The organism is Streptomyces sp. NPDC004051, from assembly GCF_053604275.1.
Map to the genome: position 1 here is coordinate 125,650 of NZ_JBSGHG010000009.1, position 12,843 is coordinate 138,492.

Genomic DNA, 12,843 nt, shown 5'->3' on the forward strand with positions numbered 1-12,843 from the left:
TCGATTTCCCCGTGCCGCACGGCCCAGTCGGCGTCCGGAAGCGTCCGGGGTGGTGCGCGGAACGGTGCGCGCCCCCGAGTGCCTCGCCGCAACCACCGTGGCCGCCCTGTGTCAAGTGAATCGTGAGTCGGCCACCGTGAGTTCATTCGATGGGGTGGCGAATGGTGGCGATTGCCGGTTCGCCATGGCTGAACGGGTGATCGTAGCGCTACGTTGTGTGCACGGCTTCTTGGGGCACATGCGCACACGGGTATGCCGGAGGCAACTCGGCTTTCCGTTCGGTGGGTGGTATCCGCCGGACGGCGGCCCCGGCAACCGGCATTCTGATAGGGCTTGGCGCACTCAGCGGCGAGTGGTTTCAGGGATGGGGGCGTTCCAGTGAGCGGCAACGGCGGTGGCGGGACGAGCGCTGCGGGTACGGAGAAGCGTCCGAACGAGCTGCTCGCCTCGTGGTTCGTCCGCAGCGGCTGGTCCAAGGGCGAACTCGCCCGCCAGGTCAACCGCAGGGCCCGCCAACTGGGCGCCAACCACATCTCCACCGACACCTCACGCGTGCGCCGCTGGCTGGACGGGGAGAACCCGCGCGAGCCCATCCCGCGCATCCTGTCCGAGCTGTTCTCCGAGCGCTTCGGCGTCGTGGTCTCCGTCGAGGACCTGGGGCTGCGCACCAGCCGGCCCTCGCCCTCCGCCACCGGCGTCGACCTGCCCTGGACGGGCCCGCAGACCGTGGCCCTGCTCAGCGAGTTCTCGCGCAGCGACCTCATGCTCGCGCGGCGCGGCTTCCTCGGGAGCTCGCTGGCCCTCTCCGCGGGCCCGTCCCTCATCGAGCCCATGCAGCGCTGGCTCGTCCCCACACCGTCCGCCGCCCCGTCCCCCCCGGAGCCCGAGGCCGCCGTCCCGGGGCACACCCGCGGCCGGCTGTCCCAGCCGGAGCTGGACCTGCTGGAGACCACCACCGTGATGTTCCGGCAGTGGGACGCCCAGTGCGGCGGCGGCCTGCGCCGCAAGGCCGTCGTCGGGCAGCTGCACGAGGTGACGGACCTGCTCCAGGAACCCCAGCCCGAACCGATCCGGCGGCGGCTGTTCAAGGTCGCCGCCGAGCTCGCCGAACTGGCCGGCTGGATGTCGTACGACGTCGGGCTCCAGCCCACCGCGCAGAAGTACCTCGTGCTCGCCCTGCACGCGGCCAAGGAGGCGGGGGACCGGCCGCTGGGCTCGTACATCCTGTCGAACCTGAGCCGCCAGATGATCCACCTCGGCCGGCCCGAGGACGCCCTGGAGCTCATCCACCTCGCGCAGTACGGCAGCCGTGACTGCGCGAGCCCGCGCACCCAGTCGATGCTGTACGCGATGGAGGCCCGCGCCTACGCCAACATGGGCCAGCCCGGCCGGTGCAAACGCGCGGTCAGGATGGCCGAGGACACCTTCGCCGAGGTCGGCGAGTGGGACGAGCCGGACCCCGACTGGATCCGCTTCTTCTCCGAGGCCGAGCTGTACGGCGAGAACTCCCACTCCTTCCGCGACCTCGCCTACGTCGCCGGACGCAGCCCCACGTACGCCTCCCTCGCCGAGCCGCTGATGGAGCGGGCCGTGGAGCTGTTCGCCCAGGAGCGCGCCGACTACCAGCGGTCGTACGCGCTCAACCTGATCGGCATGGCCACCGTGCACCTCCTCCAGCGTGAGCCCGAGCGGGGCGCGGTCCTCGCCACCGAGGCCATCAGGGCGGCCAAGAAGGTCCGCTCCGAGCGGGTCAACACCCGGATCCGGAAGACGGTCGACACGGCCGTCCGCGACTTCGGCGACCTCGCCGAGGTCGTCGACCTCACCGAGCGGCTCGCCATCGAGCTGCCGGAGACCGCCGAAGCGGTCTGACTCCCGAAGGACCGCAGGAACCTCCGGCAAAACCCCAGACCCCGGCCGCGGCCGGCCCTCCCGAACTGCCCGACTCGGCTCCCCCATGCCAGGTCATCGGAAGGCCGCCGCGGCCGGCTTCTTCGCGCCCGGACCGACACCGCTTTTGCGGACCCGGCAGTTCATCGACGCGTAACACACCGGGTGCCTTCGTCACGGCGGCGAAACAGCGAGGGGCCTCCACCGAAACGGCGCTGCGCGAGTCTCGTGGCGCGGAACCGGCCCGCCCCACACGACCCGCTCGGGTTCCACCCGCACGGTGCCGTACCGACGACGAGGAGACGCCGATGGCAGCAGCCGTCACCCTTGCCGCGGAGACGCCCACGCTCTCCGCCGCCAACACGGGGTTCATGCTCATCTGCTCCGCCCTGGTGATGCTCATGACCCCGGGCCTGGCCTTCTTCTACGGAGGCATGGTCCGCGTCAAGAGCACCCTGAACATGCTGATGATGAGCTTCATCAGCCTGGGGATCGTCACCGTCCTGTGGGTGCTCTACGGCTTCTCCATGGCGTTCGGCACCGACTCCGGCAGCGTCATCGGCTGGAACTCCGACTGGGTCGGCCTGACCGGCATCGGCCTGACCGAACTCTGGGACGGCTCCACCGTCCCCGTCTTCGTCTTCCTGGTCTTCCAGCTGATGTTCGCCGTCCTCACCCCCGCCCTGATCAGCGGAGCGCTCGCGGACCGCGTGAAGTTCACCGCATGGGCGCTGTTCATCACCCTGTGGGTCACCGTCGTCTACTTCCCGGTCGCCCACTGGGTCTGGGGCGCCGGCGGCTGGGCCTTCGAACTGGGCGTCATCGACTTCGCCGGCGGGACGGCCGTCCACATCAACGCCGGTGCCGCCGCCCTCGGCGTGATCCTGGTGATCGGCAAGCGCATCGGCTTCAAGAAGGACCCGATGCGCCCGCACAGCCTGCCGCTGGTCATGCTCGGCGCCGCGCTGCTGTGGTTCGGCTGGTTCGGCTTCAACGCCGGCTCCTGGCTCGGTAACGACGACGGCGTCGGCGCGCTGATGTTCGTCAACACCCAGGTCGCCACCGCCGCCGCCGTACTCGGCTGGCTCGCCTACGAGAAGATCCGCCACGGCGCGTTCACCACGCTGGGAGCCGCCTCCGGCGCGGTCTCGGGCCTGGTCGCCATCACACCGGCCGGCGGCGCGGTCTCCCCGCTCGGCGCGATCGCGGTCGGCGCCGTCGCCGGTGTGCTGTGCGCCATGGCCATCGGCCTGAAGTACCGCTTCGGCTACGACGACTCCCTCGACGTCGTCGGCGTCCACCTGGTCGGCGGCGTCATCGGCTCCCTGCTCGTCGGCCTCCTCGCCAGCGGCAAGGGCCAGTCGGACGTCCGGGGACTCCTCTACGGCGGCGGCCTCGACCAGTTCTGGAAGCAGTGCGCCGGAGTCCTCGGCGTCCTCGCCTACTCCCTGGTCGTCTCCGCGCTCCTCGCCTTCCTCCTGGACCGGACGATCGGCATGCGCGTCTCCGGGGACGACGAGGTGGCCGGCATCGACCGTGCCGAACACGCCGAGACCGCATACGACTTCAGCGGCGCCGGCGGCGGTGCCGCCCGCAACGCCGCCCAGGCGCCCCTCGCCCCGGCCGAGAACAAGAAGGTGGACGCGTGAAGCTCATCACCGCCGTCGTCAAGCCGCATCGGCTCGACGAGATCAAGGAGGCCCTGCAGACTTTCGGGGTGCACGGCCTGACCGTCACCGAGGCCAGCGGCTACGGCCGCCAGCGCGGCCACACCGAGGTCTACCGCGGTGCCGAGTACACCGTCGACCTGGTGCCCAAGATCCGCATCGAGGTGCTGGTGGAGGACGAGGACGCCGAACAGCTCATCGACGTGATCGTCAAGGCGGCCCGCACCGGCAAGATCGGCGACGGCAAGGTCTGGTCGGTCCCGGTCGGGACCGCCGTCCGGGTCCGCACCGGTGAGCGCGGCCCGGACGCGCTCTGAGCAGGGCGAACGGAACAGGAGCCACCGGATGACGGGGACGGGCGGGTACGAGGGGGCGAAGGACCCGGGGCCCGGCGGCTACGCGGCGGCCCGGCTGCACCTCCTCACCGGGGAGAAGCGGTCCGGGCCGCAGCGCCGCACCGCCCTGGCGACCCTCACGGACGACTGGCTCGCCGGGCTCTTCGCGGCGGGCGCCGGGGGCACGCGCGGGGTGTCCCTGATCGCCGTGGGCGGCTACGGGCGCGCGGAACTCTCCCCGCGCAGCGACCTCGACCTGCTCCTGCTGCACGACGGCGGCGACCCCGAGGCGGTCACCGCCCTCGCCGACCGCCTCTGGTACCCCGTCTGGGACCTGGGCCTCGCCCTCGACCACTCCGTCCGCACCCCGGCCGGGGCCCGCAGGACCGCGGTTGAGGACCTGAAGGTCCAGCTCGGCCTGCTGGACGCCCGGCACATCGCCGGCGACCTCGGCCTCACCACCGCACTGCGCACGGCGGTGCTCGCCGACTGGCGCAACCAGGCACCGAAGCGGCTCCCCGCCCTCCAGGAACTGTGCGCCGAACGCGCCGAACGCACGGGCGAGTTGCAGTACCTCCTGGAACCCGACCTCAAGGAGGCCCACGGCGGGCTCCGCGACGCCACCGCCCTGCGCGCCGTCGCCGCCTCCTGGCTCGCCGACGCCCCGCGCGAGGGCCTGGCCGACGCCCGCCGCCGGCTCCTCGACGTACGGGACGCCCTGCACCTGGCCACCGGACGCGCCACCGACCGGCTCGCGCTGCAGGAGCAGGAACAGGTCGCGGCCGACCTCGGCCTGCTCGACGCGGACGCGCTGCTGCGGCAGGTCTACGAGGCGGCCCGCGTCATCGCCTACGCCAGTGACGTCACCTGGCGCGAAGTGGCGCGCGTCCTGCGCTCCCGCGCGGTACGGCCCCGACTGCGCGCCCTCCTGGGCGGCGGGAAAGCGGCGCCCGAGCGCTCCCCGCTGGCCGAAGGGGTCGTGGAACAGGACGGCGAAGTGGTGCTCGCCCGCGCCGCACGCCCCGAACGCGACCCCGTGCTCCCGCTGCGCGCCGCGGCCGCCGCCGCCCAGGCCGGGCTTCCGCTCTCCCCGCACGCCGTACGGCGCATGGCGGCCACCGCGCGCCCCCTGCCCGCGCCCTGGCCCGCCGAGGCGAGGGAACAGCTGGTGACCCTGCTGGGCTCCGGCCGGCCCGCGGTCCAGGTCTGGGAGGCGCTGGAGGCGGAGGGCCTGGTCAACAGCCTGCTTCCGGACTGGGAACGGGTCCGCTGCCGCCCCCAGCGCAACGCCGTGCACCTGTGGACCGTGGACCGGCACCTCGTCGAGACCGCCGTCCGCGCCTCCGAGTTCACCCGGCGCGTGCACCGGCCCGACCTGCTGCTGGTCGCCGCGCTGCTGCACGACATCGGCAAGGGGTGGCCCGGCGACCACTCGGTGGCCGGCGAGGTGATCGCCAGGGACGTGGCCGCCCGCATCGGCTTCGACCGGCACGACGTCACGGTGATCGCCGCCCTCGTACGCCACCACCTCCTGCTCGTGGAGACCGCCACCCGGCGCGATCTGGAGGACCCGGCCACCGTGCGCGCGGTCGCCGGGGCCGTCGGCTCCCAGGGCGCCCTCGAACTGCTGCACGCCCTCACCGAGGCGGACGCCCTGGCCACCGGCCCGGCCGCCTGGTCGTCCTGGCGCGCCGCACTCGTCGCCGACCTCGTCGAACGGGTCGCCGCCGTGCTGTCCGGGGACGTCCCGGAGGCCCCCGAGGAGGCCGCGCCCACCGCGGAACAGGAACGCCTCGCCGTCGAGGCGGTCACCACGGGCGGGCCGGTGCTGTCCCTGCGGGCCCGGACCGAACCGCCCACCGAACCCTCCGGCGACCCCGAGCCGCTCGGCGTGGAACTGCGCATCGCCGTGCCCGACCAGGAGGGCGTGCTGCCCGCGGTGGCCGGGGTGCTCGCCCTGCACCGGCTGACCGTACGGACCGCGGAGCTGCGGGTCCTGGACCTCCCGGCCGGCGTCGACGGCTCGGTGCTGCTGCTCGACTGGCGGGTCGCCGCCGAGTACGGCGCCCTGCCCCAGGCCGCCCGGCTCCGCGCCGACCTGGTCCGGGCCCTGGACGGCACCCTCGACGTCGCCGGCCGGCTCGCCGAACGGGACGCCGCGTACCCGAGGCGGCGGGGCGCGGTCGCGCCGCCGGCCCGGGTGACGGTCGCCCCGGCCGCCTCCCGGCACGCCACGGTGATCGAGGTCCGGGCGCAGGACGCCCCCGGACTGCTGTTCCGGATCGGGCGGGCGCTGGAGGACGCGGGGGTGCGGGTGCGCAGCGCGCATGCGAGCACGCTGGGGGCGAACGCGGTGGACGCTTTCTACGTGACCTGCCTGGAGGGCGCGCCTCTACCGGGCGAGGAGGCGGTATCGGTGGCCCGGAAACTGGAAGAGACGTTGCGGGCGTGACCCCGCAGTCGTTTCCCGCGTTGATCGGGTGTGCTCCCCGCCGGTGCGGGGATGGTCCTCTGGTCGAGCGGTTCTCAGAGGCACGCAATATGTGCTCCCCGCCCACGCGGGGATTCGCCCCCGTCCACTGGCTGCAGCGGGCGGGGGCTATTTGCTTGCCGGGCCGGATACCCTGGAGGGCAGCCCAGTTCCGCCCCCGACCTCGAGGACCGACGCCGCCGTGTTCGATACTCTCTCCGACCGCCTCAGCGCGACCTTCAAAAACCTCCGCGGAAAAGGCCGGCTGAGCGAAGCGGACATCGACGCCACGGCGCGTGAGATCCGCATCGCTCTCCTTGAGGCGGACGTGGCCCTGCCCGTCGTCCGTTCCTTCATCAAGAATGTGAAGGAACGGGCCCTCGGCAGCGATGTCTCCAAGGCCCTGAATCCGGCCCAGCAGGTTCTGAAAATCGTCAACGAGGAACTGGTCACCATCCTCGGTGGCGAGACCCGCCGCCTGCGCTTCGCCAAGCAGCCCCCCACCGTGATCATGCTGGCCGGTCTGCAGGGTGCCGGTAAGACCACGCTCGCGGGCAAGCTCGGCCGCTGGCTGAAGGAGCAGGGGCACTCGCCGGTGCTGGTCGCCGCCGACCTCCAGCGCCCCAACGCCGTCAACCAGCTGAGCGTCGTAGCCGAGCGCGCGGGTGTCGCCGTCTACGCGCCCGAGCCGGGCAACGGCGTGGGCGACCCGGTGAAGGTCGCCAAGGACTCCATCGAGTTCGCGAAGACCAAGGTCCACGACATCGTGATCGTGGACACCGCCGGCCGCCTGGGCGTCGACCAGGAGATGATGCAGCAGGCCGCGGACATCAGGGACGCCGTCAGCCCCGACGAGATCCTGTTCGTCGTCGACGCCATGATCGGTCAGGACGCCGTCAACACCGCCGAGGCGTTCCGCGACGGCGTCGGCTTCGACGGCGTGGTGCTCTCCAAGCTCGACGGTGACGCCCGCGGTGGTGCGGCGCTGTCGATCCGGCAGGTCACCGGCAAGCCGATCATGTTCGCGTCCAACGGTGAGAAGCTCGACGAATTCGACGCCTTCCACCCGGACCGGATGGCCTCCCGCATCCTCGACATGGGTGACCTGCTCACCCTGATCGAGCAGGCGGAGAAGACCTTCAGCCAGGAAGAGGCCGCCCAGATGGCCTCCAAGCTGGCGTCCAAGAAGGGCCAGGACTTCACCCTGGACGACTTCCTGGCCCAGATGGAGCAGGTCAGGAAGATGGGCTCGATCTCCAAGCTGCTCGGCATGCTGCCCGGCATGGGGCAGATCAAGGACCAGATCAACAACCTGGACGAGCGGGACGTCGACCGCACCGCCGCGATCATCAAGTCGATGACCCCGGCCGAGCGCCAGGAGCCGACGATCATCAACGGCTCGCGCCGTGCCCGTATCGCCAAGGGCTCCGGTGTCGAGGTCAGCGCAGTGAAGTCCCTTGTCGAGCGGTTCTTCGAGGCGCGGAAGATGATGTCCCGCATGGCCCAGGGCGGCGGCATGCCGGGAATGCCCGGGATGCCGGGCATGGGCGGCGGCCCCGGCCGGCAGAGGAAGAAGCAGAAGCAGGCCAAGGGCAAGCAGCGCTCCGGCAACCCGATGAAGCGCAAGCAGCAGGAGCAGGAGGAGGCCGCGCGCCGCGCTGCGGCCGCGGAGGGCGGCAACGCCTTCGGGCTGCCGCAGCAGGGCGGCCAGGACTTCGAACTGCCCGACGAGTTCAAGAAGTTCATGGGCTGAGAAGTCCGCGGGCCGGCGGCCCGTGCAGGTGTCAGGGCGTCCGTGCGATCAGGTACCGGAACACGTTCGGCATCCACACGGTGCCGTCCTGCCGCTGGTACGGGTGCAGTGCCTCGGCCAGTTCCTTGTCCACCTGCACCTGGTCCGTGGCGGCGATCGCCGGGTCGAACAGTCCCGTCGAGAGCAGTCCCCGTACGGCGCTGTCCACGTCGGCGTAACCGAAGGGGCAGGCCACCCTCCCCGAACCGTCCGGCCGAAGGCCCGCGTGCTGGGCGACCCGCTCCAGATCGTCGCGGTGCGCGGGGCGCCAGTTGCCCGTGCCGCGCACCGGCTCCGCCAATCGGGTGGCCACCCGGAGCACGGACGTCGTGGCGCAGCGTTCCGGCGGGCCCCAGCCGGTGAGGACGACGGCCGCTCCGCGTCCGGCGAGCGGCGTCGCCTCGGCGAGCAGCGCCTCCAGTTCCTCCGCGTCGCCCGCGCGGCAGCCGATCGGTTCGAAGGCGGTCACCACGGTGTACCCGGCGGTGTCCGCCCGGGCCGCCCCGGGGGAGCCGTCCACGAGCCGGGTGTCCGCGCGCCCGTGCGCGCGCGGCTCCCGTTCGGCGGGCAGCAGGCGTTCGCGTGCGTGGGCCAGCCGGGCGGACGAGGTGTCGACACCGGTGACCGCGGCGCCCCGGGAGGCCGCCATCAGCAGGGCGAGCCCCGCACCGCAGCCGAGGCCGAGCAGCCGTGTCGCGGGCCCCACGTCCAGCCGCCGGTAGACGGCCTCGTAGAGCGGTACGAGCATCCTCTCCTGTATCTCGGACCAGTCGCGCGCGCGTGCCCGCCGGTCCACGCGAGGGCCGCGCCCCGTGGGGCCGTGCCCCGTAGGACCCTGCTCCGCGGGACCGTGTCCCGTACGAGGAAGGTGCTGCCCCACGAGCGTAGGTGTCATAGGTGAGCGCCCCAATCAGCCGAGAGTTGCCGCCGTGCCCGATTACCCGACCTGCCTGACCCCCGTACAGTGCGTCGGTACTTCCCCCGTATGCCAGGAAACTCCGCCCTCGACCCGGCGTCCAGTGGAACGGGGCGGCGGGTTGGGAGTCGCTCATGCCAGTGGCAAGGATTCACAATCCGGCCATCGCGGGGCGATGAGCCGGTTCCGGCCAAGGTCCGCAAACACCTGATCGAGGTCGTGTCCGGCCGTGTCCGGCCGCGTCCGCCCATAAGGACCGGGCCGGTGTCGGGCGCCGTCGACGGACCCGGTAACGTCACGGTCGTGGCACCCGCCCACCGGGCCGGTCGTGGCAGCCGTCCGGCGGACCGGGGTGCTCCGCCGCGGGAGAGCGGCCGAAACGCCCCTTGCACACCCGTGGACCGCGGACGCACCGGCGCGCGGGCCCCGCGTACGCGCCGGGGCGGGGGACGGTGTACGTCGGTCTACGCACCACCTTGAGGTGAGCTGCGAGGCTTCTCCGCAGATCAGCGCACCCGCCCGTGGTCGGGACGCATGAGCGGGTACTGACGGGTAAGGGCAAATTATTTGGGATGCCCCGGAATCGGAACACAGAGGCACCCCGGCTCGTTGTCATTACGTGAGCACGACACAGACACCACCTGTACTCGCCGCAGAACTGGCGCAGGCGTGGGCCGATATCCAGCGGTACCACCCCGAGCTGCCCGATCTTGCCGCGCCCGAGTCCCTGATCGGGGAGTCGTCGTCCGCGTGCGGTCACGAACTCTCCTTCGAGCGACTGCTGCATGAGGCAGTCCATGGCGTCGCCGCCGCGCGCGGTGTACGCGACACCTCCCGTGCCGGCCGCTACCACAACCGCCGTTTCCTCGCGATCGCCGAGGAGCTGGGCCTGGACCACCCCGAGGAGCCGCATCCCAGCAGCGGCTTCTCGCTGGTCGCACTCACCCCGGAGGCGAAGCGCCGCTACCGCCCGACGGCGGAGCGTCTCCAGCGCGCCCTGAAGGCGCATTCCGCCGCGACCGCGGGCGACACCGCCCGCAGCTTCCGGGGTCCGGCGGCACGACACGGTTCGTCCGGCGGTGGTGTGCGCGTCAAGGCCGTCTGCGACTGCGGCCGCAACGTGCGCGTCGTCCCGTCGGTGCTGGCCCAGGCCCCCATCGTCTGCGGCGGCTGCGGCAAGCCGTTCAGGATCCCTGAGACGGTGGCCTCGGCGGCGAGCTGACGGCGACCCGGCATCTCGTGGGTGCCGGCCGCATCGGGACGGGCTCCGGGAGCGTGCGGGGGCCGTTCCGCACGCCGCTCCGGGGCCGGTCGTGCCGCAGGGCGGCCCCGCCCGGCGTGACGGCGCCACCGCGTCGCGCCGGGCGGGGCCGAGGGCTGCCCGCGTGCGGGGCTGCGGTCCCGGGCGCCCCGCGACGTGTGGCACAATGACTAGCTGTACTCGACAGCCGCACAGGAACCCTCTCGCCTCCGGCTGACGCGTCCATCGGGCACTCGGGTACCGCAACCCCACGCGGCCGTCCCGCCGTGCCCCACCACGTCAATCCAGGAGAACTCACTCCCGTGGCAGTCAAGATCAAGCTGAAGCGTCTGGGCAAGATCCGTTCGCCTCACTACCGCATCATCGTCGCCGACTCCCGTACCCGCCGTGACGGCCGGGCCATCGAGGAGATCGGCAAGTACCACCCGACGTACAACCCGTCGGTGATCGAGGTCGACGGTGAGCGCGTGGCGTACTGGCTCGGTGTCGGCGCCCAGCCGACCGAGCCCGTGCTCGCCATCCTCAAGAAGACCGGCGACTGGCAGAAGTTCAAGGGCGAGCCCGCCCCGGCCCCGCTGCTGCAGCAGGCCGAGAAGGCCGGTCGCCCGTCCTTCGACGCCATCGGCGGCGAGGACGAGGGCAAGGGTGAGGCGATCACCCAGAAGAAGAAGACGGAGAAGAAGGACGAGGCCGCTGCTGAGTCCTCCTCGTCTGCGTCGACCGAGGCCTGAGCATGCTCGAGGAGGCTCTCGAGCACCTCGTGAAGGGCATCGTCGACCATCCCGACGATGTCCGGGTCGCCTCGCGCGACCTGCGCCGCGGGCGAGTGCTCGAGGTCCGGGTCCACCCGGACGACCTCGGCAAGGTGATCGGCCGCAACGGCCGCACCGCACGCGCCCTGCGGACCGTCGTGGGCGCCATCGGCGGCCGCGGTGTCCGTGTCGACCTCGTCGACGTGGACCACGTCCGCTGACGCTCAGCGCAACCGGCTCGGGCCGGGGAGGGCCACAGGGCCGTCCCCGGCCCGTTGTCGTACGACAGGAGATCAAGCACAGTGCAGCTGGTAGTCGCTCGCATCGGCCGCGCCCACGGCATCAAGGGCGAGGTCACCGTGGAGGTCCGCACCGACGAGCCGGAGCTGAGGCTCGGGCCCGGCGCCGTCCTGGCCACCGACCCCGCCACCGCCGGCCCGCTCACCATCGAGAGCGGCCGGGTGCACAGCGGTCGCCTCCTGCTGCGCTTCGAGGGCGTCCGCGACCGCACCGGCGCCGAGGCGCTGCGCAACACCCTGCTCATCGCCGAGGTCGACCCGGACGAGCGGCCCGAGGACGAGGACGAGTACTACGACCATCAGCTGATCGACCTGGACGTCGTCACCGAGGACGGACAGCACGTCGGCCGGATCACCGAGATCTCCCACCTGCCGACACAGGACCTGTTCGTGGTGGAACGCCCCGACGGCAGCGAGGTGTTCGTGCCGTTCGTGGAGCAGATTGTCACCGGGATCGACCTCGAGGAGCAGCGCGCGGTCATCGACCCGCCGCCGGGCCTGATCGACGACCGGGGCGACGACGAAGTCGTCGCCGACCACGGCGCTGACCACGGCGCCTCGTCGCGGAACGAGGCGTGATGCGGCTCGACGTCGTCACCATCTTCCCCGAGTACCTCGAACCGCTGAACGTCTCCCTCGTGGGCAAAGCGCGTGCGCGGGGGCAGCTGGACGTCCGGGTCCACGACCTCCGCTCGTGGACCCACGACCGGCACAACACCGTCGACGACACCCCGTACGGCGGCGGCCCCGGCATGGTCATGAAGACCGAACCGTGGGGCGAGGCGCTCGACGAGGTCCTGGCGGACGGCTACGAGGCCGGCTCGTACGCGCCCGTCCTGGTCGTCCCCACGCCCAGCGGCCGCCCCTTCACCCAGGAACTCGCCGTCCAGCTCTCCGAGTGCCCCTGGCTGGTCTTCACCCCGGCCCGTTACGAGGGCATCGACCGGCGCGTCGTCGACGAGTACGCGACCCGTATGCCCGTCCACGAGGTGTCCATCGGCGACTACGTCCTGGCCGGCGGCGAGGCGGCCGTCCTCGTGATCACCGAGGCGGTGGCCCGGCTGCTGCCCGGCGTCCTGGGCAACGCCGAGTCCCATCGGGACGACTCCTTCGCCCCGGGCGCGATGGCGAGCCTCCTGGAAGGGCCCGTCCACACCAAGCCGCCCGTCTGGCGGGGCCGGGGGATCCCCGAGGTGCTGCTCAGCGGGCACCACGGGAAGATCGCCCGCTGGCGGCGCGACGAGGCGCTCAGGCGCACCACCGCGCACCGGCCCGACCTCATCGAACGCTGCGATCCGGCGGCCTTCGACAAGAAGGACCGCGAGATGCTCTCCATCCTGGGCTGGGAACCGGACCCCGGGGGAGAGCCGCACGGCCGATTTTGGCGCAGGACCGGCGGCGTGGAACAATAGGCCGCTGTTGTGCGCCGTCCGGCGTGCGCCCCTGCCGCAGGGGGACACG

11 protein-coding genes are annotated in these 12,843 nt (G+C 72.2%); 10 read left to right on the plus strand and 1 reads right to left on the minus strand.

Going from position 1 to position 12,843, the window contains the following annotated elements:
- Positions 1–378 precede the first annotated feature (378 nt).
- From nsdA to ffh, 5 genes are all read left to right on the plus strand, one after another.
- Positions 379–1,872, plus strand: a complete 1,494-nt coding sequence (gene nsdA, locus ACWEQO_RS13060) for a transcriptional repressor NsdA (RefSeq protein ID WP_452982165.1) — start codon at positions 379–381, stop codon at positions 1,870–1,872.
- 326 nt (positions 1,873–2,198) lie between these two features.
- Positions 2,199–3,539, plus strand: a complete 1,341-nt coding sequence (locus ACWEQO_RS13065; RefSeq protein ID WP_452982168.1) for an ammonium transporter — start codon at positions 2,199–2,201, stop codon at positions 3,537–3,539.
- The gene (locus ACWEQO_RS13070; RefSeq protein WP_202276222.1) at positions 3,536–3,874 is read left to right on the plus strand and encodes a P-II family nitrogen regulator; all 339 of its coding nucleotides are present in this window, start codon (positions 3,536–3,538) and stop codon (positions 3,872–3,874) included. The genes ACWEQO_RS13065 and ACWEQO_RS13070 overlap by 4 nt, the downstream gene beginning before the upstream one ends.
- Before the next feature lie 28 nt (positions 3,875–3,902).
- A complete protein-coding gene (locus ACWEQO_RS13075; protein WP_452982172.1) occupies positions 3,903–6,344 on the plus strand; it encodes a [protein-PII] uridylyltransferase in 2,442 nt (813 codons plus the stop codon).
- A 220-nt stretch (positions 6,345–6,564) separates the two neighbouring features.
- On the plus strand, positions 6,565–8,115 hold the full coding sequence (gene ffh, locus ACWEQO_RS13080; protein ID WP_452982174.1) for a signal recognition particle protein: 1,551 nt from the start codon (positions 6,565–6,567) through the stop codon (positions 8,113–8,115).
- A 31-nt stretch (positions 8,116–8,146) separates the two neighbouring features.
- On the opposite strand, the gene ACWEQO_RS13085 is transcribed toward ffh, so the two are convergent.
- On the minus strand, positions 8,147–9,049 hold the full coding sequence (locus tag ACWEQO_RS13085; protein WP_452982177.1) for a methyltransferase domain-containing protein: 903 nt from the start codon (positions 9,047–9,049) through the stop codon (positions 8,147–8,149).
- A 640-nt stretch (positions 9,050–9,689) separates the two neighbouring features.
- Here ACWEQO_RS13085 and ACWEQO_RS13090 point away from each other — a divergent pair.
- From ACWEQO_RS13090 to trmD, 5 genes are all read left to right on the plus strand, one after another.
- Complete coding sequence (locus tag ACWEQO_RS13090; RefSeq protein ID WP_452982180.1) at positions 9,690–10,292, plus strand: hypothetical protein; 603 nt, start codon at positions 9,690–9,692, stop codon at positions 10,290–10,292.
- A gap of 341 nt (positions 10,293–10,633) precedes the next feature.
- The gene (gene rpsP / locus ACWEQO_RS13095) at positions 10,634–11,062 is read left to right on the plus strand and encodes a 30S ribosomal protein S16 (protein ID WP_361453030.1); all 429 of its coding nucleotides are present in this window, start codon (positions 10,634–10,636) and stop codon (positions 11,060–11,062) included.
- 2 nt (positions 11,063–11,064) lie between these two features.
- A complete protein-coding gene (locus ACWEQO_RS13100) occupies positions 11,065–11,304 on the plus strand; it encodes an RNA-binding protein (protein ID WP_361453033.1) in 240 nt (79 codons plus the stop codon).
- A gap of 81 nt (positions 11,305–11,385) precedes the next feature.
- A complete protein-coding gene (rimM, locus tag ACWEQO_RS13105; protein WP_452982184.1) occupies positions 11,386–11,961 on the plus strand; it encodes a ribosome maturation factor RimM in 576 nt (191 codons plus the stop codon).
- Positions 11,961–12,794 (plus strand): tRNA (guanosine(37)-N1)-methyltransferase TrmD, encoded by an 834-nt coding sequence (gene trmD / locus ACWEQO_RS13110; RefSeq protein ID WP_452982187.1) that lies wholly within the window; start codon positions 11,961–11,963, stop codon positions 12,792–12,794. The genes rimM and trmD overlap by 1 nt, the downstream gene beginning before the upstream one ends.
- Positions 12,795–12,843: the final 49 nt, after the last annotated feature.